The sequence below is a fragment of the Burkholderia sp. Bp8963 genome (genome assembly GCF_003854275.1).
Classification (GTDB): Bacteria; Pseudomonadota; Gammaproteobacteria; order Burkholderiales; family Burkholderiaceae; genus Burkholderia.
Window position 1 is genome coordinate 1 of record NZ_QTQP01000005.1, and the last position, 26,535, is coordinate 26,535.

Consider the following 26,535-nt stretch of genomic DNA (forward strand, 5'->3'; position numbering starts at 1 on the left):
CTTCCGCTCGTTGGGCCTTCCGTCGCTGGGTCCATCGCCGATCAACTGATCCGAACCGCCGTGTACGGACCCGTACGCACGGTGGTGCGGGAGGGGTCGGGCCGCGAGGCCTGCCCCTATCCCAATTTGCATCTGCAGCCGCTTTCAGCGTTCGAAGTAGGTGAGGCCCAGCGCGCTTTTCACGTCGGACAGGGTTGCTCCAGCCACTTCCCGCGCGCGCATCGTGCCGCGGCGCAGGATGGCCATTACCTCGGCCCGGTCTGCATCGAATTCGCGACGGCGCGCGCGGATGGGCTCGATCAGCGCCTGCAGCCGCTCGTTCAGTACCCGCTTGACTACGCTGTCGCCGAGCCCGCCGCGACGGTAATGGGCCTTGAGTTCAGCCACTTTCTGCACGTCGGGCTCGAACGCGTCCAGGAACGTGAACACGACATTGCCCTCGACCTGACCGGGGTCGCTCACCCGCAGGTGGTTGGGATCGGTGTACATGTCGTTGACCGCCTTCGTGATCTCGTCCGGGGTCGCGCCGAGCGTGATCGCGTTCCCCAGCGATTTGCTCATCTTGGCCTTGCCGTCGATGCCGGGCAGCCGCGTTACCGCCGACAGCACGGCTTCGCATTCGACCAGCACCTGCTGGTCGACCGTATTGTTGAAGCGGCGCACCAGTTCGTTGGTCTGCTCGATCATCGGCAACTGATCGTCGCCGACGGGCACGTGCGTCGCCTTGAACGCGGTGATGTCGGCTGCCTGGCTGACCGGGTAGGTGAGGAAGCCGGCGGGGATGTCGCGCTCGAATCCGCGCAGGCGGATTTCTTCCTTGATGGTCGGATTGCGCTCGAGGCGCGCGACCGTCACGAGATTGAGCAGGTACTGCGACAGCTCCGCGAGTTCGGGCACCTGCGACTGGATGACGATCGTCGACGTCGCCGGATCGATCCCGACGGCGAGATAGTCGAGCGCGACTTCGATCACGTTGTCGGTGACTTTCTGGTGGCGGCCCATGTTGTCGGTCAGGGCCTGCGTATCCGCGAGCAGCAGGAACTGCTGCGCTTCGTGCTGCATCCGCACCCGCGCGCGCAGCGAGCCGATGTAGTGGCCGAGGTGCAGCGGGCCGGTCGTGCGGTCGCCGGTCAGGATGGTGGGTCGATTCGTGTGGGTCATGGTCTGGAGTCCTGTAATGTCGACAGTTCGAGACACCACCAGCCATGAGCGCGTAGAAACGACAATGCCGCCTTGACTGGCGGCATCACGTTTTCGATGTGCGTGGAGAAACGGGCCGCCTGGGTCAGGCGCGCCACCAACGATGCTGGTTCAGCGAAATCCGTTTCGTATCCATCGGGCGAGTATAGCGCAACCCCGGATCCCGCCGCCGGCGGCCGCCCTGAGCGACGTCGCACGAGCTTCTGCCGAATCGGCTGTGGGCGACGCGCAATTCGACGCAATCGGCTGTGAGCGCAGCCGAATTCGACGCAGTTGGCCTATTTTGACTTCCGATAATGGTCTGGAACCCCGGGGCGGCGTTACGGCACTTCGCGCAAGCCGCCTCGATGACCATGGAGAATCCGATGAATTTCACGCAAGCGTTCGTTCGCCGTCCCGCGCCGTCATGCGGCGCCGGCCTGACCACCGCGCAGCTCGGCGCACCCGATTACGACAAGACCCTGACGCAGTTCCACGGCTACTGCGAAACGCTGCGCAAGCTCGGCCTGGCGCTCACCGAACTGCCGCCGCTCGACGCGTTCCCGGATTCGCACTTCGTCGAGGACGTCGCGGTCGTCACCCCGGAGTTCGCGGTGATCACGCGTCCCGGCGCGCCGGCGCGGCGCGGTGAAATCGCGCATATCGAAACGCCGCTCGCCGCGCATCGCGAACTGCTGCCGATGCGCGCGGGCCGTCTCGACGGCGGCGACGTGATGCTCGTCGGCAAGCGTTTCTACATCGGCCTGACGGGCCGCACCGACGCCGACGGCATCGCGGCGTTCGAATCGCTCGTGTCGCCGTACGGATACTCGGTCGTCGCGGTGCCGGTGGGCGACGGGCTGCACCTGAAGTCGGTCGTCAACTACGTCGGCGACGACACGCTGCTCGTGAACGAAGCGCTGGCCGGCCATCCGGCGTTCGCCGGGTTCCGCCGGATCGAGGTCGCGGCGGCCGATGAATATGCGTGCAATACGCTGCGCGTGAACGATGCGCTGATCACGCCGGCCGGCTATCCGCGCGTGCACGCGGTCATCGAGCCGCTCGGCCTGCCGCTCTATGTGATCGACTCGAGCGAGTTCCGCAAAATGGACGGCGGGCTCACTTGCCTGTCGCTGCGGTTCTAGCCGATTGGCGCAGGGTCCGGTTCGGTCGGATAATGTGGCGCGCGTGCGCAGCGGAAAGCGCTGCGCGCGCGGCCGATGACACGACTGGAGCGAACGCGGATGCCCGACAAGAAGATGCAGCTCGACAAGATCGATCTCCGGATCATCGACATCCTGAAGAACGACGGGCGGATCTCGTACCGGAAGCTGTCGGAGCTCGTGAACCTGACGCCGCGGCCGTGCCAGGCGCGCGTCGAACGGCTCGAAGCGCTCGGGATCATCGAAGGGTACCGCGCGGTGATCAACACGCCGCGCGACACCAAGCCGATCGTCGTGCTCGCGCAGATCGTGCTCGCCGATCACGGCCGTTCGCAGGTGCCGTTCGAGGAGGAAATGCGCGCGAATCCGGCGGTGCTCGACTGCTGGCTGGTGAGCGGCACGTTCGATTTCCTCGTGCGGCTCGCGTGCGAGGACCTCGACGAGTACCGCCGGATCGCGAACGTATGGCTCGAGAGCCCGCGCTTCCGGATCGAGAAGATCGTGACGACGGCTGAGTTGCAGGTGATCAAGCGCAGCGTCGCGTGACGCGCGGACGCGCGTCGATCGCGTCGATCGTTACACCGGCTGGCGCCTGAACGAGCACGTGCGCAACGCGGGAAACCGGGCCATTTGCTTTGCATACCGAATCAAATCGATTTGATCGAATTTTTCCAGGGTGAACACTATGGATGCTTTGCAAGCGACAGCGCGGCCGGTTGCCGCGTCGACGACGACGCTCAAGCGCCGACTGCAGGGCCGTCATGTCGCGATGATCGCGATCGGCGGCTCGATCGGCACCGGGCTGTTCGTCGCGTCCGGCGCGTCGGTCGCGCAGGCGGGGCCCGGCGGCGCGATCGCCGCGTATATTGCGATCGGGCTGATGGTTTACTTCGTCGTGACGGGGCTCGGTGAAATGGCCGCGCTGATGCCCGTATCGGGCTCGTTCGCGATCTACGGCGAGAAGTACGTCGACGAAGGCTTCGGCGTCGCGCTCGGCTGGACCTACTGGTACAGCTGGGCCGTGACGATCGCGATCGAGCTCGTGGCCGGACAGATCGTGATGCGCTACTGGTTTCCCGGCGTGCCCGGCATCTGGTGGGGCGCCGCGTTCCTGGTGCTGATCTTCCTGCTGAACACGCTGTCCGTGCGCGGCTTCGGCGAATCGGAGTACTGGTTTTCGCTGATCAAGGTCGTCACGGTGATCGCGTTCATCGCCGCCGGGCTGCTGATCGCGACTGGCGCGATCGGCAGCGGGCATGTGGCGGGCTGGCACAATTTCACGATCGGGGACGCGCCGTTCGTCGGCGGCGTGCACGCGATGATGAGCGTCGCGCTGATCGCCGGGTTTTCGTTCCTCGGCACCGAGCTGGTCGGGATCACGGCCGGCGAATCGGAGAACCCGCGCACGACGATCCCGCGCGCGGTGAAGCAGATCTTCTGGCGGATCCTGCTGTTCTACGTACTCGCGATCTTCGTGATCGGGCTGCTGATTCCGTACACCGATCCGAACCTGCTGAAGAGCGACGTGACGGATATCGGCGTGAGCCCGTTCACGCTCGTATTCCGCCATGCCGGGTTTCCGCTGGCCGCCGACGCGATGAATCTCGTGATCCTGACCGCCGTGCTGTCCGCCGGCAACTCCGGCACGTATGCGGCGACACGGATGCTGTACAACCTCGCGAACGAAGGCCGGGCGCCGGCGATGTTCGCGACGCTGTCGCCGGGCGGTGTGCCGCGCAATGCGCTGTACGCGACGATGGCGGTCGGCGGGCTGTGCTTCCTGACGTCGCTGACCAACAACCAGGGAATCTATCTGTGGCTGTTGAACACGGTGGGTATCACGGGTTTCATCGCGTGGCTCGGCATCGCGGTCAGCCACTACCGGTTCCGCAAGGGCTTCCTGAAGCAGGGCTATCGGCTCGAGCAACTGCCGTATCGCGCGAAGTGGTTTCCGCTCGGGCCGCTGTTCGCAGTCGCGATATGCATCGTGATCTCGCTCGGGCAGGACTATCAGGCGTTCGTCGCGCCGAAGATCGACTGGATGGAGGTGCTGTCGATCTACGTGTGGATTCCGCTGTTCGTCGCGATCTGGCTCGGCTACCGGCGTGTCCGCAAGAGCCGCCTCGTGCGCTACGACGAGATGGATATCGGTCCATGGCTGAACCGGTCCGTCGAAGCGGTCGATGCGGTGACGGGCGCGCACGGCCGGCCGCATTGACCTGACGCGGCTGCGCGCGGCGGCGCCGGGTGGCGCCGGGTGGCGCCGGCCGGTGCAGCGGCGGTAGTCAGCGCGGCTCCTTCAGATACGCCTTCATGAAGTCGACCCACGCGCGCACTTTCTGCGGCACGTGTGAGGTCGATACATACAACGCGTACACGCTCTGCCGCGGAAACCGGTAGCCGGGCAGCGCATCGACGAGCACGCCGCTCGCGAGGTCGTCGCGCACGAGCCATTCGGGCAGCAGCGCGACACCGCTGCCTTGCCGCGCGAGTTCGCGCAGCACCGATGCGTTGTCGACGACGACACGCGGTTTCGCAGCCGGGCGGTAAAGGTGCGTGTCGCCGGCGCGGTCGACGAGCGTCCATTCGGCGATCCGCTCGAGCCGGCTGTGGCCGAGCTGCGGCAGGCGCGCCAGCGCGTCGGGCGATGCCGCATGCGGCACGCGGGCGCGCGCGGGCAGATCCGGCGCCATCACGGGGCGCACCTCGTAGGTGCCGAGGCGCACGCCGCGATAGGGCAGGTGCGCGAACTGCTCGTCACGCCCGAGCCGGATCGCGACGTCGAACCGGTCGCGCACGAGGTCGGCCTGCGACGTATGCGTTTCGAGCCGCACCCGCAGCGCGGGGTGCTGCTCGATGAACGCGTGCAGCGCGGGCGCGACGACTCGCGACGCATATTCGACCGTCGACGTCACGCGCAGCACGCCTTGCATCCCGCCGTGCTCGCCGCGCACTTCGTCGATCGCGCCTTCGGCTTCGTCGAGCACGCGCAGGCAGCGCTGGTAGAAGCGCTCGCCCGCATCGGTCAGCTCGACGCGCCGTGTCGTCCGCGTGAGCAACGTGACGCCGAGCTCGGCTTCGAGCTGCTTGATGTTGAAGCTGACGGCCGCGCGCGCCTGGTTCAGCGCGGTCGCGGCGGCCGTGAACGAGCCCGCTTCGACCACGGCGCGGAATACGGCGAAACGATCGAGGCTCACCATGATTGTGTCGATCATCCTTCGGAAAAAACGGCGTACCGGACGAAGCGTACCGGGAATGCGCGCGGGCGTGGGGTTTGCGGCGATCGGCATCCGAGATACATGCTGCCCGGATTGTCAAAATTTTTCGACAGGACCATCCGTGTTGCCGGGCTTATCCGCGCGGGTGGCGAGCCTTACACTGCGGCGTTTCGTCCGATTGCCGCCGCCATGTCCGACCGTTCCAGAATCGCCGCCGTCTATCTGCTCGGCTTCTCGATCGATCTTGCGAACATGTTCATGCTCAATGCCGCGTATCCGGCGTTGCAGCGCGAACTGCACGCATCGGTCGCGCAGCTCGCATGGGTCGGCAACATGTACGTGCTCGGCCTGACGGTCGTGATCCCGCTCGGCACCTGGCTCGCGCGCCGGTGCGGCGAGCGCCGCGTGCTGGCGGCGTCGCTGCTGCTGTTCGCGCTCGGCAGCGCGGGCGTCGGCGCGTCGCGGTCGATCGGCGCGCTGCTCGCGTGGCGGCTTGCGCAGGGGCTCGGCGGCGGCCTGCTGATTCCGGTCGGGCAGACGCTCGCCTATCGCGCGTACCCACCGCAGGCGCGCGCGCACCTGACGTCGGTCGTGATGATGGTGGCGCTGCTCGTGCCCGCGCTGTCGCCCGCGATCGGCGGCGCGATCGTCGACCGCGCGTCATGGCGCGCGATCTTCTTCGGCATGCTGCCGCTCGCGGCGGCGACCTGCGCGCTTGCGCTCGCGTGGCTGCCGCGCGACGGCGCGCGCGATCGGCCGGCGCCGCTCGATTGGCCGGGCCTCGGCCTGAGCGCCACCGCGCTCGTCGCGCTGCTGCTCGGCCTGACCGTTGCCGGGCGGCCCGGCGCCGGCCCGGCCGCGCTCGCGATGCTGGCGATCGCGCTCGTGGCGGGTGGCGGCTACGTCGCGCGCGCTCGTCGGGTTGCGTCGCCGTTACTCGATCTGCGCCTGCTCGCGCAGCCACTGTTGCGGATCGGGGTCGTCGTCTACCTGTGCGTGCCGGGCGTGTTCACGGGCGTCAATCTGGTCGCCGCACTCTACCTGCAGAACGAACTGGGGTTGAGCGCCGCGCATGCCGGCGCACTGATGGTGCCGTGGGCGCTCGCGTCGTTCGTCGCGATTGCGACGACACGCCGGTGCTTTCCGCGCTGGGGCGCGAAGCCGCTGTTCGCGTGCGGGATCGTGCTGGAATGCGCGGGCATCATGCTGCTCGCGACGCCGTGGGCCGCGCTCGAGGCCGCGCGTATCGCGGCATTCGCGACGATGGGGCTCGGCGCCAGCCTGTGCACGAGCACGTCGCAGAGCGCGGCGTTCGTCGACATGCCGGCCGATCGCATGGGCGACGCGAGCGCGCTGTGGAACATCAACCGGCAACTGAGCTTCTGTCTCGGCGTGGCCGTGCTCGGCAGCGCGCTCAACGGACTGCTGGCGCTCGATGCGGGCCGCTCGGCGCTGATGCCGTACCGGCAATGTTTCGCGCTCGCGGTGCTGCTGACGTTGCTGCCGCTGTGGCTTGTCGCGCGGCTTCCGCCGCATCGGTCTGCGCATCGGCCCGCGCATTGATCAGTCGTCGCGCCTGCCATTTCCCAACGAACCTGAGGACTCCAATGAATTCATCGAATCCTTTTTTCGACGAAGTGGTCGACGCGCATGTCGACATCGCGCACTGGCTGTCGGGCCGCGCCGATCCGGAGCGGCTTGCGGCGCTGCTTGCGCGCTTCTCGCCGCGCTTCTCGATGATCGCGCTGCCGGGCACGGCGCTCGATTACGCGGGCGTCGATGCGCTGTTTTCTCGCGGGCACGGCGCGCGCCCGGGATTGCGGATCGAGATCGACGAACTGCGCGAGATCCGTGGTTCGCACGATGGTGCGGTGATCGGCTATCGCGAAACGCAGACGGACGGTGAAGGGCGGCGCACGGTGCGGCGCTCGACTGCGGTGTTCGAGCGCGATGCGGCCGGCCGGATCGTCTGGCGGCATCTGCACGAAACGCCGGTCGCGGGCTGAGCGGGCAGCGTCGGGCTGGACGATTGGCCGGCAAGCCCGCGCGCGACGGTGTGCGGAACCCACGCATCGCGCGCTGCCGGTCGCGCCGATGCTATTTATCCAGGTCAGCGTAGTGGCGGAAGATCCCCATGTCGTTGAACGAGATGCGGCGCCCGGACGCAAGATAGCGCGCGACCGGCGGATGCTGCGCGACCCTGTCGTGCAGGCCGACCAGCGCCGCATGCTTGCGCTCGACGCGGGCCATCGCTTTCGGGAACGCGTAGCGCAGGCCTTCGATCAACTGGAACATCGACAGATCCGCGTAGCTGAGTGCGTCGCCCGCGAGGTAGCCGCTCTCGTGCGGATTCTGTTCGAGCACCCGGCTGAAATAGCCGAGGAACTTCGGCAGGCGCTGCTCGCGGAAATCCTGCGCACGCGCGGCGGCCTCCGGCATCTGCTCCTCGTAATACAGGCCGCTCGAGATCGGGTGATGCGTGTCATGAATCTCGGTGACGAAATCGCTCACCGTCAGCTGCAGCTGATGGACCCATAGCCGCCCGGCCTCGTCCACGGGCGCGAGGCCGTGCCGCGCGCCGAGGAACAGCAGGATGTTCGCGGTCTGTCCGATGATCCGGTCGCCGGCCTTGAGGAACGGCGGCGCGAACGGCACGCATTCCGTCGACGTGCTGTCCATCAGGCGCATCATCGCCGGCACGCCCATGCCGCGCCCGGAGCGGCGCGCGACGTCCACGTATTCCGCTTCGGCGGCTTCGAGCGTGAGCCGCACGAATTCGCCGCGGCCCTGGATCTCGGGCCAGTAGTACAGCTCGTAGTGCATGCTTCCTCCGCTTCCGTGCAGAAATCGATGATGATGGCGTCGTCTGGCTGCGGGTAGCGCAGCGGTGCGGGCCCGTTTGCGATGATAGTCGTCGCGCGATCGATTTCAATGACGGTACGCGCTGCCGCAATGCCACCCACCCGGACCTTGCCGCAGGCGGGCGCCGCGCGTAATGTTTAAGCGCTGGCCCTCGGCAGGAGAAGAGGTGGTATGTATTGCGCAAACTGCGGATTCGACAATCTCGCCGGGGCCAGATTCTGTGAAGCGTGCGGGGCCATGCTGTCGCGCGCGTGTCCGCGCTGCGGTCACGAGGCGAGCCCGTCCGCCAGATTCTGCAATGCGTGCGGCGCGTCGCTGACCGATGCGCGTGCCGAACCTGCGCCGCGCGCGCGGCCCGTTGCCGAACCCGCTATCGCACCGATCCATTACACGCCGCAGCATCTCGCCGAGCGCATCCTCGCCGAGCATGCGGCGATGGAAGCGCGGGGCGAAACCGCCGGCGAGCGCAAGACCGTCACCGCTTTGTTCGCGGACATGGCCGGCTCCACCGCGCTGATCCACGATCTGGACCCGGAAGAGGCGCATCGCCTGATCGAGCCCGTGGTCGCGCTGATGATGGAGGCTGTCCACTACTACGAAGGCTACGTGGCGAAGTCGCTCGGCGACGGCATCCTCGCGCTGTTCGGCGCGCCGATCGCCCACGAGGACCACCCGCAGCGCGCGCTGTTCGCGGCGCTGCGGATGCAGGACGCGATGCGCCGCCACGGCGACCGGATTCGTCTGGAAAAAGGTATCCCGCTGCAGATCCGCGTTGGCGTGCACACCGGCGAAGTCGTCGTGCGCTCGATCCGCACGGACGACCTGCACACCGACTACGACCCGGTCGGGCACACGATCCACATCGCATCGCGGATGGAAGGGATCGCGACGCCCACGTCGATCCTCGTCAGCGAGGCGACGCACAAGCTGGCGGAGGGCTACTTCGAGTTCAAGTCGCTCGGGGCGACGCAGGTCAAGGGCATTCCCGAGCCGCTGTCGGTGTACGAGGTGCTGGGTCCCGGCGCACTGCGCACGCGGTTGCAACTGTCCGCGCATCGCGGCCTCGCGCGGTTCGTCGGCCGCGACGCCGAACTGGAGCACCTGCACGGCGCGCTGGAAGCCGCGGAGGCGGGCCACGGGCGGGTGGTCGCGGTGGTCGGCGAGGCCGGAGTCGGCAAGTCGCGGCTGTTCCATGAGTTCAAGGCGAGTTCGCAGCGCGGCTGTCTCGTGCTTGAAACCTTCTCGGTGTCGCACGGCAAGGCGTTCGCCTATCTGCCGCTGATCGAGCTGCTGAAGAACTATTTCCAGATCACCGCGCAGGACGACGAACGGCACTGCCGCGAGAAAGTGATGGGCAAGGCGCTGACGCTCGAGCGCGGTTTCGAGGAGCTCGTGCCGTACCTGCTGTATCTGCTCGGTGCGAGCGAGCCCGGCTCGGCGCTCGCGGAGATGGACCCCCGGGTCCGGCGGGACCGCACCTTCGACGCGATCATCCGGCTGCTGACGCGCGAGAGCCGCGACCAGCCGATCGAGCTGCTGTTCGAGGATCTGCAATGGCTCGATCGCGAGACCGACGCGTTCCTCGCGTACCTGATCGAACAGGTGCCGGACACGCGGATCCTGCTGCTCGTGAACTACCGGCCCGAATACCGGCCCGGCTGGCAATCCGCGGATCATTGCACACTGCTGCGGCTCGAACCGCTGGGCCCGGCCGAGGCGCAGGGGATGCTCGCCGCGCTGCTCGGCGACGACCCGGGGCTCGGCCCCATCAAGCAACTGATCCTCGAGAAGACGGAGGGCAACCCGTTCTTCATGGAGGAAGTGGTGCAAACGCTCGTCGAGGCGCAGTCGCTGCTTGGCGAACCGGGCCGCTACCGGATCGTGCGGACGCCGGCCGCGCTGCACATCCCGACGACCGTGGAAGGCGTGCTGGCCGCCCGTATCGACCGGCTCCCGTTGCCGGAGAAGGAGCTGCTGCAGACGCTTGCGGTGATCGGCAAGGAGTTTCCGTTCAGCCTGATCCGGTGCATCTGCGGCGACCATGTCGCGCGCACGGACGACGATCTGCGCCAGTTGCTGGCTCATCTGGAAGCCGCGGAATTCATCTATGCGCGGCCCGCGTTCCCGGAGGTGGATTACTCGTTCAAGCACGCGCTGACGCAGGAAGTTGCCGGCCATTCGCTGCTCACCGAGCGGCGCAGCGCGCTGCACGAGCGCACCGCGCAGGCGATCGAGGCGCTGTTTCCGACGCGGATCGCCGATTACTGCAGCGAGCTCGCGCATCACTACAGCCTGAGCGGCAACCTGCCGAAGGCCGTCGAGTATCTGCATCGCGCGGCTCAGCAGGCGCTTCGCCACGCGGCGCATCCGGATGCGATGCATCATCTCGGCGCCGCACTGGAGTTGCTGAAGCGCCTGCCGGACACGCCTGCGCGCGCGCAGCGCGAGCTGACGCTGCTGCTCGCGCTGGGCCCGGTGCTGATGGACGTGCGAGGCTACGGCGCCCCCGAGGTCGCGGCGACCTATTCGCGTGCGCTGGCGCTGTGCGAGCAGGCCGGCGAGATGTCGCAGCGCTTCGCGGCCCAGTTGGGATTGAGGATCCACTTCATGACGCGCGCGGAGTATGCGACCGCGCGCGAACTCGGCACGCAGATGCTGCGCACGGCGCGAAGCGCGAAGGATCCGGCCCTGCTGCTGGAGGCGCACGGCGCACTCGGCGCGTGTCTCTTTCTGCAGGGGGACTTCGATCGCGGCCGCACCCACCTGGAACAGGCGCTTGCGATCTACGACCCCGAACGGCATCAGGCCCACGTGTTCGCGCACGGCGTCGATCCCGGCATCCGGGCGCTGAACTTCCTCGCGCTGATCCTGTGGCTGCAGGGATACCCCGACCAGGCGCGCAGGCGGATCCTGGAAGCGCTGGCGCTCGCACAGAAGCTTGCCTATGGTCCGACGCTCGCGTTCTCGCTCGCTTACGCGGCCGAACTGGATCAGCTTCGGCATGAGGTCGAGCCGATGCGCGAGCATGCAGACGCGGTTTTCACCGTCGCGACCGAACTGGGGCTGCCGTACTGGCTCGTGTGGGCCACGATCTTCCGCGGCTGGATCCTGACCGAACGGGGTGGTTTGCAGGAAGGGATCGCGCAGATGCGCGAAGGCCTCGCGGCGGGGCGTGCGGCCGGCGGCGTGGATCAGCGCTCGTATTTCCTGGCGCTCGCTGCCGACCGCTGCCAGCGCGCAGGCGACACCGAGGCCGGTCTCGCGCTGCTCGACGAGGCGATGGCGATCGTCGCCGGCACCGGCGAGCGTTGTTTCGAAGCGGAGTTGCACCGGCTCATGGGGAACGCCGCGCTCGGTTCGCCGGAAGGTGGCGAATGCGCACCGGCCTGCAGGGACGAAGCCGAAGCGTGTTTTCTGAAGGCGATCGCCGTGGCGCGCGAGCAAGGCGCGCGCTCGCTGGAACTGCGTGCGGTGTCGAGCCTCGCGCGCCTGTGGCAGCGCGAGGGCAGGGTCGCCGAGGCCCGGCAAGCGCTGTCGGACGTATACGACGGGTTCGTCGAGGGCTTCGATACCGCCGATTTGCGGGATGCCAGGGCGTTGCTCGATGCGCTCGCGCCCAGTGTGTGAACGGGGCACGCGTCGCGATTGCCGGGTAATGCCGATACAGGTATTGGCACTACCAGCCAAACCACTGTTTTTAATGGGTTTTTTCGTGTTCCTGCCGCGCCGGAGCGCGATCTGCATGGCATAATCGACCGCACCCGCAAGGCTTGAAGTCACAACGACCCCGCATACCCATGGCCCAGACTCTCTACGACAAACTGTGGAATTCCCACGTCGTCCACACTGAGGACGACGGCACGACGCTGCTCTACATCGACCGTCAGCTGCTGCACGAAGTCACGAGCCCGCAGGCGTTCGAAGGGCTGAAGATCGCACAGCGCCCGGTGTGGCGCATCAGTGCGAACCTCGCCGTGTCGGACCACAATGTGCCGACGACGGACCGCAGCCACGGCATCGCCGATCCGGTCTCGAAGCTGCAGGTCGATACGCTCGACGCGAACTGCGACAGCTTCGGCATCACCCAGTTCAAGATGAACGACGTGCGCCAGGGCATCGTCCACATCATCGGCCCCGAGCAGGGCGCGACGCTGCCGGGCATGACGATCGTCTGCGGCGATTCGCACACGTCGACGCACGGCGCGTTCGGCGCGCTCGCGCACGGCATCGGCACGTCGGAAGTCGAGCACGTGCTCGCGACGCAAACGCTGCTGCAGAAAAAGAGCAAGAACATGCTCGTGAAGGTCGAGGGGCAACTGCCGCGCGGCTGCACCGCGAAGGACATCGTGCTCGCGATCATCGGCAAGATCGGCACCGCGGGCGGCACGGGCTACGCGATCGAATTCGGCGGCTCGACGATCCGCGCGCTGACGATGGAAGGCCGGATGACGGTTTGCAACATGGCGATCGAAGCGGGCGCGCGCGCCGGCATGGTCGCCGTCGACGACACGACGATCGACTACCTGAAGGGCCGTCCGTTCGTGCCGACCGGCGCGGAATGGGATCAGGCCGTCGAATACTGGCGCCAGTTCACGTCGGACGACGGCGCGCAGTTCGATAGCGTGGTCGAGCTGAATGCGGCCGACATCGTGCCGCAGGTCACGTGGGGCACGTCGCCGGAAATGGTCACGTCGATCGACGGCCGCGTGCCCGATCCCGAGCGCGAGAAGGATCCGGTCAAGCGCGATGCGATGGAGCGTGCGCTCGCCTACATGGCGCTCGAGCCGAACACGCCGATCGAGGCGATCAAGGTCGACAAGATCTTCATCGGCTCGTGCACGAACGCGCGCATCGAGGACATTCGCGCAGCCGCGTACGTCGTGAAGAAGCTCGGCCGCCGCGTCGCGTCGAACGTGCGCCTCGCGATGATCGTGCCGGGCTCGGGCCTCGTGAAGGCGCAGGCCGAGCACGAAGGGCTCGACAAGGTGTTCACGGATGCGGGCTTCGAATGGCGCGAGCCGGGCTGCTCGATGTGCCTCGCGATGAACGCCGACCGTCTCGAGCCGGGCGAGCGCTGCGCATCGACGTCGAACCGCAACTTCGAAGGCCGGCAGGGTCAGGGCGGCCGCACGCACCTCGTCAGCCCGGCGATGGCGGCGGCGGCGGCGATCGAAGGCCATTTCGTCGACATTCGCAAGCTGGGGTAACGGACGGATCATGGAAAAATTCATTGTGCATACCGGCGTCGTGGCGCCGCTCGATCGCGAGAACGTCGACACGGACGCGATCATCCCGAAGCAGTTCCTGAAGTCGATCAAGCGCACGGGCTTCGGCCCGAACGCGTTCGACGAATGGCGTTACCTCGATCACGGCGAGCCGGGCCAGGACAACTCGAAGCGTCCGCTGAACCCCGATTTCGTGCTGAACCAGCCGCGCTACCAGGGCGCGTCGCTGCTGCTCGCACGCAAGAACTTCGGCTGCGGCAGCTCGCGCGAGCACGCACCGTGGGCGCTGCAGCAGTACGGCTTTCGCGCGATCATCGCGCCGAGCTTCGCCGACATCTTCTACAACAACTGCTTCAAGAACGGCTTGTTGCCGATCGTGCTGACCGAGCAGCAGGTCGATCACCTGTTCAACGAGACGTACGCGTTCAACGGCTACCAGCTGACGGTCGATCTCGACGCGCAGGTCGTGCGCGCGCCGGACGGCCGCGAATATGCGTTCGAAGTTGCCGCGTTCCGCAAGTACTGCCTGCTGAACGGCTTCGACGACATCGGCCTCACGCTGCGTCACGCGGACAAGATTCGCCAGTTCGAAGCCGAGCGCCTCGCGAAGCAGCCGTGGCTCAACAACAAGCTGATCGGCTGACACCGCCCGCGATGCGGACGTGCGCGTGAGCGCGCGCGTCCGCCGTTCGGCGCCGTTCGGCATTCACACACATTACCCAGTCAGGAATAACGCATGAAGATTGCAGTGCTGCCCGGCGACGGCATCGGTCCGGAAATCGTCAAGGAAGCGGTGAAGGTGCTGAACGCACTCGACGAGAAGTTCGAACTCGAGGAAGCGCCGGTCGGCGGCGCGGGCTACGAGGCGAGCGGTCATCCGCTGCCGGACGCGACGCTGAAGCTCGCGAAGGAAGCGGACGCGATCCTGTTCGGCTCGGTCGGCGACTGGAAGTACGACTCGCTCGAGCGCGCGCTGCGTCCCGAGCAAGCGATCCTCGGGCTGCGCAAGCATCTCGAGCTGTTCGCGAATTTCCGCCCGGCAATCTGCTACCCGCAACTCGTGGATGCGTCGCCGCTGAAGCCGGAACTGGTCGCGGGCCTCGACATCCTGATCGTGCGCGAACTGAACGGCGACATCTACTTCGGCCAGCCGCGCGGCGTGCGCGCAGCGCCGGACGGCCCGTTCGAGGGCGCGCGCGAGGGCTTCGACACGATGCGCTATTCGGAGCCGGAAGTGCGCCGCATCGCGCACGTTGCGTTCCAGGCTGCGCGCAAGCGCGCGAAGAAGCTGCTGTCGGTCGACAAGTCGAACGTGCTCGAAACGTCGCAATTCTGGCGCGATATCATGATCGACGTGTCGAAGGAGTATGCGGACGTCGAGCTGTCGCACATGTACGTCGACAACGCGGCGATGCAGCTCGCGAAGGCGCCGAAGCAGTTCGACGTGATCGTCACCGGCAACATGTTCGGCGACATCCTGTCGGATGAGGCATCGATGCTGACGGGCTCGATCGGCATGTTGCCGTCCGCGTCGCTCGACAAGAACAACAAGGGCTTGTACGAGCCGTCGCACGGTTCCGCGCCGGATATCGCCGGCAAGGGCATTGCGAACCCGCTCGCGACGATCCTGTCGGCCGCGATGCTGCTGCGCTACTCGCTGAACCGCGCGGAGCAGGCCGATCGCATCGAGCGCGCAGTGAAAAAGGTGCTCGAAGCGGGTTATCGCACGGGCGACATCGCGACGCCGGGCTGCCAGCAGGTCGGCACGGTTGCGATGGGCGATGCGGTGGTCGCGGCGCTGTAAGCGGCGCGGCAATCGCGTAGAAACGTAGAAAGGGCGCGAACGGCGCCGGGAAAAATCGGACCGTTCGCGCGCGGTAGGCCGTTGTGCGGCCAACCGGCTTTGTGTAGACTCGACGGATGGCGCTGATTTCCCTGATCTCCCCGGTCTTGAAACTCCACGGCAACACTGCCCGTGCGGGTACGCGCGCCATCGTCATCACGAAAACCATTACCACGAAAACGATCATTAAACGCTGATCGTCCGTCGTGCCCGCCTGTTTCCCCGCCGGTCACGCTGGGGACGGAAATCGCGGGGAAGCTCCATTCAAAGGGTGAGTCATGAACGTAGGTCTCGTAGGTTGGCGCGGCATGGTCGGCAGCGTCCTGATGCAGCGCATGCAGGAAGAGGGCGATTTCGACCTGATCGAACCGGTGTTTTTCAGCACCAGCAACTCGGGTGGCAAGGCGCCGTCGTTCGCGAAAAACGAGACTACGCTCAAGGACGCGACCAACGTCGACGAGCTGAAGAAGTGCGACGTGATCATCACCTGCCAGGGTGGCGACTACACGAACGACGTGTTCCCGAAGCTGCGCGCGGCCGGCTGGAACGGCTACTGGATCGACGCGGCGTCGTCGCTGCGGATGAGCGATGACGCGGTCATCATCCTCGATCCGGTCAACCTCGACGTGATCAAGGACGCGCTCGTCAAGGGCACGAAGAACTTCATCGGCGGCAACTGCACGGTCAGCCTGATGCTGATGGCGCTCGGCGGCCTGTTCCGCGAGAACCTCGTCGACTGGATGACGGCGATGACCTACCAGGCCGCATCGGGCGCGGGCGCGCAGAACATGCGCGAGCTGCTGTCGCAGATGGGCGCGCTGAACGGCGCGGTGCAGGAACAGCTCGCCGATCCGGCATCGGCGATCCTCGACATCGACCGCCGCGTGCTGGCCACGATGAACAGCGATGCGATGCCGACGAGCCACTTCGGCGTGCCGCTCGCGGGCTCGCTGATTCCGTGGATCGACAAGGATCTCGGCAACGGGATGTCGAAGGAAGAGTGGAAGGGCGGCGCGGAAACCAACAAGATCCTCGGCAAGCCGGCAATGGGCGAGCCGGGTTCGATCCCGGTCGACGGCCTGTGCGTGCGGATCGGCGCGATGCGCTGCCACTCGCAGGCACTGACGATCAAGCTGAACAAGGACGTGCCGCTCGACGAGATCAACGGCATCCTCGCGTCGGCGAACGACTGGGTGAAGGTCGTGCCGAACGAGCGCGAAGCGTCGATGCGCGACCTGTCGCCGGCGAAGATCACAGGCACGCTGACGGTGCCGGTCGGCCGTCTGCGCAAGCTCGCGATGGGCGGCGAGTACCTGTCGGCGTTCACCGTCGGCGACCAGCTGCTGTGGGGCGCGGCCGAGCCGCTGCGCCGCATGCTGCGCATCCTGCTCGACAAGTGATGATGTAACGCGCGTTCGGCGCGTTCGATGCGATCGCAGACACGCCTGCACGCCCTTGACGGGGCGGCAGGCGTTTTTCATTCATTCGGGCCGCGGGATCGTCCGCTGTCGGCAGTGTGGTAGCGCGGGCGCGGCGGCATCGCGCAACGATCCCGCGCCCGAAATGCGAAGGCCCCGGACCGCTTGCGCAGCCGGGGCCTTCTTGCATCGATTCCTTTGGCACGAGGAGAGGATGCGACCCGAATTGTAAATGACGTCATTCGTTCCGCGTAGCGAATCAATGTCGGGATTTGTATCGATTGATGATGATTTGTTTATAACGTTCGGGCGGGGCATGCGGCGCCGGATGAGGCTGTCGGAGACGCGGCGCTTCGCTTCGCCGGTTGGCTGGCGCGCCGGCAGACCGTTCGCGATGCCGCCGATCGCGCGTCGTGCATCCCCGGCTGTGGGCGGCCAGGGGCGAATTCGGCCCGAAGCCGATCGCGTGAAGTAAACTACGCGGTTACGACGCGCAGACAACCCGGAAGCGTCGCGTTCAACGCGGCGCTTTTGCATTTCTGCGGCGACTTTTTCTGACGCTTCCCAACGAGAACCCGAGCCGCGCGCCCGCGCGGCGATAGAGCCAACGATGTTCCGAATTTCCTTGTTCCCGCGTCAATCCCGGCTGGCGCATGCGGTGCGCAGCGCACTGGCGGTTCTTGCGCTCGGCACCGCCGCGTCCGCGTGGGCGTTCGGCGCCAGCGACGCCGCCGCCACCGAGGCGGGATCCGCGGCGCCGCTCACCATCACGGTTCAGTCCGGCCAGTCCCTCAACGACCTCGCGATCGCGGTGACGCAGTCGCATGACCCTGGCGTGCTCGCGCGGGCAGGGCGCGCGCTGTTCGACGCGAATCCGCAGGCGTTCATGAAACGCGATCCGAGCCGCCTGAAACTCGGCGCGACACTGACGGTGCCGGCGCTCGATGCGACGGGCGCGGCGGTTGGCGCATCGGGTGCGGCCGCTTCGGCAACGGCGGCGTCCTCCGCAGCGCATGCGGCGTCGGCACCGGCGACGTCCTCGGCAGCACATGCCGCTTCGGCGCCGCATCCGGCGCCGAACGCGCAGGCGGTACCGTCGGCATCTGCCGCGCATGCGGCGCAGGCTGGCGAAGCGCATGCGTCGGCTGCGACGGGCGTGGCCGGTGCGTCGTCTGCTGCCGGCGTGTCCGGTTCGCATGGCGCGTCGGAAGCCGGCGCTCAGTCGGCGGCGTCGCCGGCCGGCGCGAGCGGGCCGCATGTGTGGAGCGGTGCGATCGAGGCCGCGCCTTCGTCCGCCAGCGAGGCGGCGACGCCGTCGACGCACGGTGGCGCGCCGGGCCTGGCCGCGCCCTCGAGCGCGGCGCCGGCCGCAGGCACGTCGCAGCCGCGGCCGTCCAGCCTGCAGCAATTGCTCGCGCTGAAGAACCGCGTGCTGATGGAGTTGCAGAAGCACGGAATCGGCAAGCCGGCCGCGACCGATCGCGCTGCCGCCGACGCGGGCCGTACGTTGGCACCGGCGCCGGTCACGCAGGCTCCGGCCGCGAACGCGACCGGTGCGTTCGACGCATCATCGGCAGCCAGTGCCGCCGCCGCAACCGGCGAGGCCGCGAGTGCGGCGCAGCCGGAGACGCCGTCCGCGCGTCCCGCCGCGCCTGTTGCAGCGCCGTCGACGACGGGTGCCGCCTCGCAGGTCGATTGGCGTGCGGTTTCCGCTGGCGGTGCAGCCGCAGTGGTGCTGATCGCAGGCTTCATGTGGCGCAAGCGCCGGAAGGCCCGGCGCGACGCCGTTGCGGCCACCACGGCTGCAACGGGCGCATCCGGCGCATCCGGCGCATCCGACGCGGACAACGTGACGCCGTACGCCGCGCCGGAATTGCCGATCCAGCCGGAAACGCCGGTGTCGCGCGACGCGGCGGCGGATGTGTATCTGGCGGCCGCGGCGGCCGCGGCCGCGGAGGCTGCGGAAACGCACGAAACGCACGAAACGCACGAAACGCCACTCGAAGCGCACGACACGCGAGAAGCGGAGGCCTCGGCGCCGGCTGTCGAGACGCAGCGAGACGATCGCGCGGCACATGAGGCGGTGCCGGGCTCGGCGGATGCCGCGGCTAGCCAGCCGGTCGACGCCCCGGTGACGCCGGCTGCACCGGCTGAGTCGTCGACGCCAGTTGCGCAACCTGCGCCGTCCGTGCCGTCTGCGGCCGACTCGCAGCAGGCGATGATGCAAAGCGCGATCACTGCGCTGAACAGCCTCGACATGCCGCTGCCGCCGCGCACGCCGGGCGTGTCCCCTGCGCCGACCCATGATGCGCCGGGATCGGACGAGCTTCCTGTTGGCGCAGCGTTCGCAACTAACGGTCAAGCCGCACCGCGCCCGCCAATTGATGCGCCGTATCCGACCCCGCAAAGCCAGGCCGACCACGAGGACGACCTCGAATGGGACGCGGATGTCGCGCCGTCCGGTCATGTCGGCGCGGCCCCGGCGGCGGCGCCGACGCTTGCGCCGCTCGGCGGCGCGCAATTCGGTGCGCTGAAGCTCGATTTCGATCTCGACCTGCCGGCCGCGTCGGGCGCGGTTCTCCCGGCGCTGACGCCGGAAGAGCTCGTGCGCATCGCGCGCAACAAGCTCGATCTCGCGCACGAGTACGTCGAACTGGGCGACCTGTCCGGCGCGCGGACGCTGCTGGAGGAAGTCGTCGACGCGAACGATGCCGCCACGCGCGACGATGCGCGCGCGCTGCTGGCGAAACTGGCGGACGAAGCGTAATGCGGATCGCGCTGGGCATCCAATACGACGGCGCGGCGTTCTGCGGCTGGCAGTCGCAGCCGCACGGCAAGACCGTGCAGGACGCGCTCGAGCGCGCGCTGGCCGAATTCGGCCAGACGCCGCTGCACACGACGGTGGCGGGGCGGACCGACACCGGCGTGCACGGGCTCGGGCAGGTCGTGCATTTCGATACCGACCTGGACCGCACGGATTTCTCGTGGGTCCGCGGCACCAATGCCTTCCTGCCGTCGACGGTCGCGGTGCAGTGGGCGAAGCCGATGCCGGACGCGTTCCATGCGCGCTTCTCGGCGTTCGAGCGAACCTATTACTACGCGCTGTACGTGCATCCGGTGCGCTCGCCGATGCTGGCCGGGCGATCGGGCTGGATCCACACGCCGCTCGACGACGACGCGATGCGCGAAGCCGCTGCGCTTCTGATCGGCGAGCACGACTTCTCGGCATTCCGTTCGTCGGAATGCCAGTCGAAGACGCCGGTCAAGCACCTGTACCAGATCGACATCCGGCGCGCGGGACACTTCATCCATTTCCGGTTCCGCGCGAACGCGTTCCTGCACCACATGGTGCGCAACCTGATGGGCTGCCTCGTCGCGGTCGGGCGCGGCCGCTATCCGGCGGAATGGCTCGCGGACGTGCTGGCCGGTCGCGACCGCAACCGCGCAGCTCCCACCTTCATGGCAGACGGGCTGTATCTTGCCCATGTCGGCTATCCTGCGGAATTCGCCGTCCCGCCCGCGCAGCTCGGCAGCGTGCCGTGGAGCGGCGTCTGGGCTGATCTGGATCCACAAACATGATCGACAACGCGCTTTCTCCCGATCCCGCCGCCACACCGGCCGGCCTGCCGCCGCGCACGCGCATCAAGCTGTGCGGCCTGTCGCGCGCCGAGGACGTGCTGCATGCGGCGGCGCTCGGCGCCGACGCGATCGGCCTCGTGTTCTATCCGAAGAGCCCGCGCGCGGTGACGATCGCGCAAGCGGCCGAGCTTGCACGTCTCGCGCCGCCGTTCGTGTCGGTCGTCGGCCTGTTCGTGAACGCGACCGAAGCCGAGATCGAGGCCGTCGTGCGCGACGTGCCGCTCACGCTGCTGCAATTCCACGGCGACGAGACCCCCGAGCATTGCGACGCACTGGGCCGCGCGGCACGGCTGCCGTGGCTGCGCGCGGTGCGCGTCGGCCCCTCGACGCAATCGGCCGATTTGGTAGAATCGGGTCTTCATTATTCGAAAGCGCGCGGCCTCCTGTTCGACACCCTCGTGCCGGACTACGGCGGCAGCGGCAAGGTCTTCGATTGGTCACTTATTCCCGCAGAGCTCGCGCATCGGGCCGTTTTGAGTGGTGGCTTGAACGCGCAAAACGTCGGTGATGCGATCCGTCAGCTGCGCCCGTTTGCGGTCGATGTCTCCAGCGGCATCGAAGTAGAGGGCGCCAAGGGCGTGAAGGATCACGCCCGGATGGCGGCGTTCGTGCGCGCGGTGCGCGAAGCGGACGCCAAGTGATGCAAGCCGGTGCGGCCCCGACAGCGGGGCGCGCCGACCGATCGAGAGTGACACCATGTACAACCTTCCTGATGATCGCGGCCACTTCGGCCCGTATGGCGGCACGTTCGTCGCCGAGACGCTGATTCACGCGCTGGACGAGCTGCGCGCAGCGTATGCGAAATACCAGAACGATCCCGACTTCGTCGCCGAATTCGAGCGCGAGCTGAAGCACTTCGTCGGCCGTCCGTCGCCGATCTATCACGCGCAACGCTGGAGCGACACGCTCGGCGGCGCGCAGATCTACCTGAAGCGCGAGGACCTGAACCACACCGGCGCGCACAAGATCAACAACGTGATCGGCCAGGCGCTGCTCGCGAAGCGGATGGGCAAGAAGCGCGTGATCGCCGAGACGGGCGCGGGCCAGCACGGTGTCGCGACCGCGACGATCTGCGCGCGCTTCGGCATGGAGTGCGTCGTCTACATGGGCTCGGAAGACGTGCGCCGCCAGGCGGCCAACGTGTACCGGATGAAGCTGCTCGGCGCGACGGTCGTGCCGGTCGAATCGGGCTCGCGCACGCTGAAGGACGCGCTGAACGAAGCGATGCGCGACTGGGTCACGAACATCGAGAACACGTTCTACATCATCGGCACGGTCGCGGGCCCGCACCCGTACCCGATGATGGTGCGCGACTTCCAGCGCGTGATCGGCGACGAATGCAAGGTGCAGATGCCGGAACTCGCGGGCCGGCAGCCGGACGCGGTGATCGCGTGTGTCGGCGGCGGCTCGAACGCGATGGGCATCTTCTATCCGTACATCGACGACACCTCGGTGCAGCTGATCGGCGTCGAAGCGGCGGGTGACGGGATCGACACGGGCCATCATGCGGCATCGCTGATCGCCGGCAGCCCGGGCGTGTTGCACGGCAACCGCACGTACCTGCTGCAGGACGACAACGGTCAGATCATCGAGACGCATTCGGTGTCGGCGGGCCTCGACTACCCGGGCGTCGGCCCCGAGCATGCATGGCTGAAGGACAGCGGCCGCGCGCAGTACGTCGGCATCACCGACGACGAAGCGCTGAAGGCGTTCCACGACTGCTGCCGGATCGAGGGGATCATCCCGGCGCTCGAATCGAGCCACGCGATTGCATACGGCGTGAAGCTCGCGCCGACGCTGCCGAAGGACAAGATCCTGCTCGTCAACCTGTCGGGCCGCGGCGACAAGGACATGCACACGGTCGCCGAGCGATCGGGCATCGAACTCTGACCCCGACCGATGCGTGACCTGATCGAAGAGCCGGCGGGCGGCGCTGCGAGCGAAGCGGAGGCGGTGCAAGCCGCCGTCGCGGCGCCGCGCGCGCTGCGTGCCGGCATCGAATTGCACAACCGCGATTTCATGACCGAAGCCGCATGCCTGCCGGACGCGTCGATCGACCTGATCGTCGCCGATCCGCCTTACGGGCTCGGCAAGGATTACGGCAACGACTCGGACAAGCGCTCGGGCGACGACCACCTCGCGTGGACGCGCGAATGGCTCGAGCTCGCGATTCCGAAGCTCAAGCCGAGCGGGTCGATGTATATCTTCTGCACATGGCAGTACGCGCCGGAGATCTTCAGTTTCCTGAAGACGAAGCTCACGATGGTCAACGAGATCATCTGGGACCGGCGCGTGCCGAGCATGGGCGGCACGACGCGCCGTTTCACGTCGGTGCACGACAACATCGGCTTTTTCGCGGTTTCCAGGGCGTATTACTTCGATCTCGATCCGGTCCGCATCCCGTACGACGCCGACACGAAGAAGGCCCGCTCGCGCAAGCTGTTCGAAGGCAGCAAGTGGCTGGAGATGGGCTACAACCCGAAGGACGTCTGGTCGGTCTCGCGCCTGCACCGGCAGCACGCGGAGCGCGTCGATCATCCGACCCAGAAGCCGCTGGAGATCATCGAGCGGATGGTGCTCGCGAGCTGCCCGCCGGGCGGCCGCGTGCTCGATCCGTTCATGGGCAGCGGCACGACCGCGGTAGCCTGCGCACGGCAGGGGCGCGACTTCGTCGGCTACGAGATCAACGAAAGTTATTGCGCGATCGCGCACGAGCGCATTGCCGCGCTCGCTGCGCAGGCGTGCGCGTGAGTCGCGCCGCCATCTCGCCAACGCATTCAGGAAAATTGCCATGTCCCGTATCCAGCAGACCTTCGCAGCGCTCGCCGAACAAGGCCGCAAGGGCCTGATCCCGTTCATCACCGCGGGTGATCCCGATCCCGCGAAAACCGTCGACTTCATGCACGCGCTTGCCGAAGGCGGCGCGGACGTGATCGAGCTCGGCGTGCCGTTCTCCGATCCGATGGCCGATGGCCCGGTGATCCAGCGCTCGTCGGAACGCGCGCTCGAACGCGGCGTGACGCTGAAAAGCGTGCTCGCCGACGTGAAGCGCTTCCGCGAGCGCGACCAGAAGACCCCCGTCGTGCTGATGGGCTACGCGAACCCGATCGAACGGATGGGCGTCGACGCGTTCGCGGCGCAAGCGCACGAGGCCGGTGTCGACGGCGTGCTCGTCGTCGACTATCCGCCGGAAGAGGCGGGCGTGTTCGCGGAAAAAATGCGCGCCGCGCAGATCGATCCGATCTTCCTGCTCGCGCCGACGTCGACCGAGGAGCGCATCGCGGACGTCGGCAAGATCGCGAGCGGCTACGTGTATTACGTGTCGCTGAAGGGCGTGACCGGCGCCGGAAATCTGGATGTTTCGAGCATTGCGGGTAAAATCCCGGCCATCAAGTCGCGTGTGCCGGTTCCGGTGGGCGTCGGCTTCGGGATCCGCGACGCCGAAACGGCGCGCGCGGTGGCCGAAGTGTCGGACGCCGTCGTGATCGGCAGCCGCCTGGTGCAGCTCCTCGAGAGCGCCGCGCCGGAAGGCGCCGTCGCCGCGCTGAAGGCGTTCATCGCCGAGCTGCGCGCCGCGCTGGATGGCGCGGGCAAGACGGCCGCATAAACAACAGATGAAAGCAGGCCCGGGTGCAGATTGCCCGGCCTGCCACGGAACAGGAAACCATACGATGAGCTGGCTCGACAAACTGCTGCCGCCGAAGATCAAGCAGACCGACCCGAAAAGCCGCAAGGGCATTCCGGAAGGCCTGTGGGTCAAGTGCCCGTCCTGCGAGGCCGTGCTGTATCGCAACGACGTGGACGCGAACCTTCACGTGTGCCCGAAGTGCGATCACCACATGCGCATCGGCGCGCGCGAGCGCCTCGACGGGCTGCTCGATGCGGAAGGCCGCTATGAAATCGGCCAGGAAATCGTGCCGGTCGACTCGCTGAAGTTCAAGGACAGCCGCAAGTATCCGGATCGTCTGAAGGAAGCGATGGACGAGACGGGCGAGACCGACGCGATGGTGGTGATGGGCGGCGCGATCCACACGCTGCCGGTCGTTGCCGCGTGCTTCGAGTTCTCGTTCATGGGCGGCTCGATGGGCTCGGTGGTCGGCGAGCGCTTCGCGCGTGGCGCGCAGAACGCGCTCGAGCAGCACGTGCCGTTCATCTGCTTCACCGCTTCGGGCGGCGCGCGGATGCAGGAAAGCCTGCTGTCGCTGATGCAGATGGCGAAGACCACCGCGATGCTGACCAAGCTGTCGGAAGCGAAGCTGCCGTTCATTTCGGTGCTGACCGACCCGACGATGGGCGGCGTATCGGCGAGCTTCGCGTTCCTCGGCGACGTCGTGATCGCCGAGCCGAAGGCGCTGATCGGCTTCGCCGGCCCGCGCGTGATCGAGCAGACGGTGCGCGAGAAGCTGCCGGAAGGCTTCCAGCGCGCCGAGTTCCTGGTGAAGACGGGTGCCGTCGACATGATCGTCGATCGCCGCAAGATGCGCGACGAGATCGCGCAACTGCTCGCGCTGCTGCAGCGCCAGCCGGCCGACGCGCTGGCCTGATCGGCGCCGGACTCGCAGGTACAGGACTTTGAACTGCGCGCGTCGCCTGGCTTACCCGCCAGGCGGCGCGCTTCGTCTTTTGGCGTAGTGGCGGTACCGATTCACGTATTGATACGATGAGCACTTTTCCCACTCTCGACGCGTGGCTTTCGCATCTCGAGCGCGCGCACCCGGTCGGCATCGACATGGGTCTCACCCGCATCGGCCAGGTCAAGGCGGCGCTGCAGCTCGAATTCGCGTGCCCCGTGATCACGGTCGGCGGCACCAACGGCAAGGGCTCGACCTGCGCGTTTCTCGAGACGATCCTCGTGCGCGCCGGCTACAAGGTCGGCTGCCACACGTCGCCGCACCTGCTCGCGTTCAACGAGCGGGCGCGGGTGAACGGCGAGATGGTCGGCGACGACGCGCTGCTGCCGCACTTCGAGGCCGTCGAGGCCGCGCGCAATGCGCTGCCCGAGCCCGTGTCGCTCACGTATTTCGAATTCACGACGCTCGCGATCCTGCACCTGTTCGCGTCGCGCGGGCTCGATGCGGTGATCCTCGAAGTCGGCCTCGGCGGCCGCCTCGACGCGGTCAACATCATCGATACCGATTGCGCGATCGTCACGAGCATCGACATCGACCACACCGACTACCTCGGCGACACGCGCGAGAAGATCGCGTTCGAGAAGGCGGGGATCTTCCGGCCCGGCAAGCCCGCGATCTGCGGCGATCCGGCCGCGCCGCAAACGCTGATCGACCACGCCGACGCGATCGGCGCGGATCTGTGGCTCGTCGGCCGCGATTTCCGCTGCGAGGCGCAGCCCGGCACGGAGCGCCAGCAGTGGAGCTACATCGGCCGCGACAAGCGCTATCCGGCGCTCGCGTATCCGGCGCTGCGCGGCGCGAACCAGCTGATCAATGCGTCGGCCGCGCTCGCCGCGCTCGAATCGCTGCGCGCGGTGCTGCCGGTGTCCGCGCAGGACATCCGCCTCGGGCTCGCGAACGTCGAGCTGCCGGGGCGCTTCCAGGTGCTGCCGGGCAAGCCCGCGATCGTGCTCGACGTCGCGCACAATCCGCATGCGTCGGCCGTGCTCGCGCAGAACCTCGGCAACATGGGCTTCTTCCCGTACACGTACGCGGTGTTCGGCGCGATGCACGACAAGGACATCGACGGCGTGCTGCACCACCTGAAGGGCGAGATCGACCACTGGTGCGTGACGGACCTGCCGCTGCCGCGCGCGGCGAGCGCCGAGCAGCTCGAAGCCGCGCTGCACAAGGCGGGCGTCGAGGATGGCCCCGATTCCAGCATCACCCGCTACACGTCGCCGGCCGATGCGTTTCGCGATGCACTAAAAAGAGCATCCGAGAATGATAGAATCGTGGTTTTCGGCAGTTTCCATACGGTAGCTGGCGTGATGGCCTATCGTAAATCGCAGCAACACTGACTGACGGGCAGTTTCGG

At 67.3% G+C, this 26,535-nt stretch carries 22 protein-coding genes; 19 read left to right on the forward strand and 3 right to left on the reverse strand.

The genetic code is table 11. The features are described 5' to 3' along the window. Positions 1–144 precede the first annotated feature (144 nt). Positions 145–1,161 (reverse strand): tryptophan--tRNA ligase, encoded by a 1,017-nt coding sequence (trpS, locus tag DID96_RS05740; protein ID WP_124598295.1) that lies wholly within the window; start codon positions 1,159–1,161, stop codon positions 145–147. A gap of 404 nt (positions 1,162–1,565) precedes the next feature. Between trpS and DID96_RS05745 the strand changes: the two genes are divergently transcribed. The 3 genes from DID96_RS05745 (at position 1,566) to DID96_RS05755 (ending at position 4,560) form a co-directional block, all read left to right on the forward strand. Then, complete coding sequence (locus DID96_RS05745) at positions 1,566–2,324, forward strand: dimethylarginine dimethylaminohydrolase family protein (RefSeq protein WP_124598296.1); 759 nt, start codon at positions 1,566–1,568, stop codon at positions 2,322–2,324. 99 nt (positions 2,325–2,423) lie between these two features. Further along, on the forward strand, positions 2,424–2,888 hold the full coding sequence (locus DID96_RS05750; protein WP_124598297.1) for an Lrp/AsnC family transcriptional regulator: 465 nt from the start codon (positions 2,424–2,426) through the stop codon (positions 2,886–2,888). Positions 2,889–3,027: 139 nt separating this feature from the next. After that, positions 3,028–4,560: an amino acid permease gene (locus DID96_RS05755; protein WP_124598298.1), complete on the forward strand. Its 1,533-nt coding sequence runs from the start codon at positions 3,028–3,030 to the stop codon at positions 4,558–4,560. 67 nt (positions 4,561–4,627) lie between these two features. Here the strand turns inward: DID96_RS05755 and DID96_RS05760 are convergent, their stop codons facing one another. Then, on the reverse strand, positions 4,628–5,542 hold the full coding sequence (locus DID96_RS05760) for a LysR family transcriptional regulator (protein WP_124598299.1): 915 nt from the start codon (positions 5,540–5,542) through the stop codon (positions 4,628–4,630). 207 nt (positions 5,543–5,749) lie between these two features. Between DID96_RS05760 and DID96_RS05765 the strand changes: the two genes are divergently transcribed. Continuing rightward, the gene (locus DID96_RS05765; RefSeq protein WP_124598300.1) at positions 5,750–7,123 is read left to right on the forward strand and encodes an MFS transporter; all 1,374 of its coding nucleotides are present in this window, start codon (positions 5,750–5,752) and stop codon (positions 7,121–7,123) included. 44 nt (positions 7,124–7,167) lie between these two features. Next, the gene (locus DID96_RS05770; protein WP_124598301.1) at positions 7,168–7,566 is read left to right on the forward strand and encodes a DUF4440 domain-containing protein; all 399 of its coding nucleotides are present in this window, start codon (positions 7,168–7,170) and stop codon (positions 7,564–7,566) included. Positions 7,567–7,657: 91 nt separating this feature from the next. Here the strand turns inward: DID96_RS05770 and DID96_RS05775 are convergent, their stop codons facing one another. After that, a complete protein-coding gene (locus tag DID96_RS05775) occupies positions 7,658–8,383 on the reverse strand; it encodes a glutathione S-transferase (protein WP_124598302.1) in 726 nt (241 codons plus the stop codon). Positions 8,384–8,593: 210 nt separating this feature from the next. Between DID96_RS05775 and DID96_RS05780 the strand changes: the two genes are divergently transcribed. The 14 genes from DID96_RS05780 (at position 8,594) to folC (ending at position 26,518) form a co-directional block, all read left to right on the forward strand. After that, positions 8,594–12,049 carry an adenylate/guanylate cyclase domain-containing protein gene (locus DID96_RS05780; RefSeq protein ID WP_124598303.1) on the forward strand — a complete coding sequence of 1,152 codons (3,456 nt, stop codon included), beginning with the start codon at positions 8,594–8,596 and terminating at the stop codon, positions 12,047–12,049. Positions 12,050–12,219: 170 nt separating this feature from the next. Further along, positions 12,220–13,629 carry a 3-isopropylmalate dehydratase large subunit gene (leuC, locus tag DID96_RS05785; protein ID WP_124598304.1) on the forward strand — a complete coding sequence of 470 codons (1,410 nt, stop codon included), beginning with the start codon at positions 12,220–12,222 and terminating at the stop codon, positions 13,627–13,629. A 10-nt stretch (positions 13,630–13,639) separates the two neighbouring features. Beyond that, complete coding sequence (gene leuD / locus DID96_RS05790) at positions 13,640–14,290, forward strand: 3-isopropylmalate dehydratase small subunit (RefSeq protein ID WP_124598305.1); 651 nt, start codon at positions 13,640–13,642, stop codon at positions 14,288–14,290. A 93-nt stretch (positions 14,291–14,383) separates the two neighbouring features. Further along, on the forward strand, positions 14,384–15,451 hold the full coding sequence (gene leuB, locus DID96_RS05795) for a 3-isopropylmalate dehydrogenase (protein ID WP_124598306.1): 1,068 nt from the start codon (positions 14,384–14,386) through the stop codon (positions 15,449–15,451). 116 nt (positions 15,452–15,567) lie between these two features. Next, positions 15,568–15,687 (forward strand): hypothetical protein, encoded by a 120-nt coding sequence (locus tag DID96_RS05800; protein ID WP_039319027.1) that lies wholly within the window; start codon positions 15,568–15,570, stop codon positions 15,685–15,687. 81 nt (positions 15,688–15,768) lie between these two features. Further along, positions 15,769–16,890, forward strand: a complete 1,122-nt coding sequence (gene asd / locus DID96_RS05805; protein ID WP_124598307.1) for an aspartate-semialdehyde dehydrogenase — start codon at positions 15,769–15,771, stop codon at positions 16,888–16,890. 628 nt (positions 16,891–17,518) lie between these two features. After that, positions 17,519–19,675 carry a FimV/HubP family polar landmark protein gene (locus DID96_RS05810; RefSeq protein ID WP_124598308.1) on the forward strand — a complete coding sequence of 719 codons (2,157 nt, stop codon included), beginning with the start codon at positions 17,519–17,521 and terminating at the stop codon, positions 19,673–19,675. Further along, positions 19,675–20,487 carry a tRNA pseudouridine(38-40) synthase TruA gene (gene truA, locus DID96_RS05815; RefSeq protein WP_124598309.1) on the forward strand — a complete coding sequence of 271 codons (813 nt, stop codon included), beginning with the start codon at positions 19,675–19,677 and terminating at the stop codon, positions 20,485–20,487. Before DID96_RS05810 ends, truA begins: the two co-directional genes overlap by 1 nt. Beyond that, positions 20,484–21,188 carry a phosphoribosylanthranilate isomerase gene (locus DID96_RS05820; protein WP_124598310.1) on the forward strand — a complete coding sequence of 235 codons (705 nt, stop codon included), beginning with the start codon at positions 20,484–20,486 and terminating at the stop codon, positions 21,186–21,188. Before truA ends, DID96_RS05820 begins: the two co-directional genes overlap by 4 nt. A 55-nt stretch (positions 21,189–21,243) precedes the next feature. Next, entirely contained in the window at positions 21,244–22,437 is a 1,194-nt protein-coding gene (gene trpB / locus DID96_RS05825) for a tryptophan synthase subunit beta (RefSeq protein ID WP_124598311.1), read from the forward strand. Between the two features lie 9 nt (positions 22,438–22,446). Further along, positions 22,447–23,298 carry a site-specific DNA-methyltransferase gene (locus tag DID96_RS05830; RefSeq protein WP_124598312.1) on the forward strand — a complete coding sequence of 284 codons (852 nt, stop codon included), beginning with the start codon at positions 22,447–22,449 and terminating at the stop codon, positions 23,296–23,298. Positions 23,299–23,338: 40 nt separating this feature from the next. Next, positions 23,339–24,154, forward strand: a complete 816-nt coding sequence (trpA, locus tag DID96_RS05835) for a tryptophan synthase subunit alpha (RefSeq protein ID WP_124598313.1) — start codon at positions 23,339–23,341, stop codon at positions 24,152–24,154. Between the two features lie 64 nt (positions 24,155–24,218). Beyond that, the gene (gene accD / locus DID96_RS05840) at positions 24,219–25,091 is read left to right on the forward strand and encodes an acetyl-CoA carboxylase, carboxyltransferase subunit beta (protein WP_124598314.1); all 873 of its coding nucleotides are present in this window, start codon (positions 24,219–24,221) and stop codon (positions 25,089–25,091) included. Positions 25,092–25,207: 116 nt separating this feature from the next. After that, the gene (gene folC / locus DID96_RS05845) at positions 25,208–26,518 is read left to right on the forward strand and encodes a bifunctional tetrahydrofolate synthase/dihydrofolate synthase (protein ID WP_124598315.1); all 1,311 of its coding nucleotides are present in this window, start codon (positions 25,208–25,210) and stop codon (positions 26,516–26,518) included. Positions 26,519–26,535 lie beyond the last annotated feature (17 nt).

Bases quoted from the DNA above. Each gene is read 5' to 3' on its own strand.
- trpS (WP_124598295.1), bottom strand. From the start codon at position 1,161: ATGACCCACACGAATCGACCCACCATCCTGACCGGCGACCGCACGACC.
- DID96_RS05745 (WP_124598296.1), top strand. From the start codon at position 1,566: ATGAATTTCACGCAAGCGTTCGTTCGCCGTCCCGCGCCGTCATGCGGC.
- DID96_RS05750 (WP_124598297.1), top strand. From the start codon at position 2,424: ATGCCCGACAAGAAGATGCAGCTCGACAAGATCGATCTCCGGATCATC.
- DID96_RS05755 (WP_124598298.1), top strand. From the start codon at position 3,028: ATGGATGCTTTGCAAGCGACAGCGCGGCCGGTTGCCGCGTCGACGACG.
- DID96_RS05760 (WP_124598299.1), bottom strand. From the start codon at position 5,542: ATGGTGAGCCTCGATCGTTTCGCCGTATTCCGCGCCGTGGTCGAAGCG.
- DID96_RS05765 (WP_124598300.1), top strand. From the start codon at position 5,750: ATGTCCGACCGTTCCAGAATCGCCGCCGTCTATCTGCTCGGCTTCTCG.
- DID96_RS05770 (WP_124598301.1), top strand. From the start codon at position 7,168: ATGAATTCATCGAATCCTTTTTTCGACGAAGTGGTCGACGCGCATGTC.
- DID96_RS05775 (WP_124598302.1), bottom strand. From the start codon at position 8,383: ATGCACTACGAGCTGTACTACTGGCCCGAGATCCAGGGCCGCGGCGAA.
- DID96_RS05780 (WP_124598303.1), top strand. From the start codon at position 8,594: ATGTATTGCGCAAACTGCGGATTCGACAATCTCGCCGGGGCCAGATTC.
- leuC (WP_124598304.1), top strand. From the start codon at position 12,220: ATGGCCCAGACTCTCTACGACAAACTGTGGAATTCCCACGTCGTCCAC.
- leuD (WP_124598305.1), top strand. From the start codon at position 13,640: ATGGAAAAATTCATTGTGCATACCGGCGTCGTGGCGCCGCTCGATCGC.
- leuB (WP_124598306.1), top strand. From the start codon at position 14,384: ATGAAGATTGCAGTGCTGCCCGGCGACGGCATCGGTCCGGAAATCGTC.
- DID96_RS05800 (WP_039319027.1), top strand. From the start codon at position 15,568: ATGGCGCTGATTTCCCTGATCTCCCCGGTCTTGAAACTCCACGGCAAC.
- asd (WP_124598307.1), top strand. From the start codon at position 15,769: ATGAACGTAGGTCTCGTAGGTTGGCGCGGCATGGTCGGCAGCGTCCTG.
- DID96_RS05810 (WP_124598308.1), top strand. From the start codon at position 17,519: ATGTTCCGAATTTCCTTGTTCCCGCGTCAATCCCGGCTGGCGCATGCG.
- truA (WP_124598309.1), top strand. From the start codon at position 19,675: ATGCGGATCGCGCTGGGCATCCAATACGACGGCGCGGCGTTCTGCGGC.
- DID96_RS05820 (WP_124598310.1), top strand. From the start codon at position 20,484: ATGATCGACAACGCGCTTTCTCCCGATCCCGCCGCCACACCGGCCGGC.
- trpB (WP_124598311.1), top strand. From the start codon at position 21,244: ATGTACAACCTTCCTGATGATCGCGGCCACTTCGGCCCGTATGGCGGC.
- DID96_RS05830 (WP_124598312.1), top strand. From the start codon at position 22,447: ATGCGTGACCTGATCGAAGAGCCGGCGGGCGGCGCTGCGAGCGAAGCG.
- trpA (WP_124598313.1), top strand. From the start codon at position 23,339: ATGTCCCGTATCCAGCAGACCTTCGCAGCGCTCGCCGAACAAGGCCGC.
- accD (WP_124598314.1), top strand. From the start codon at position 24,219: ATGAGCTGGCTCGACAAACTGCTGCCGCCGAAGATCAAGCAGACCGAC.
- folC (WP_124598315.1), top strand. From the start codon at position 25,208: ATGAGCACTTTTCCCACTCTCGACGCGTGGCTTTCGCATCTCGAGCGC.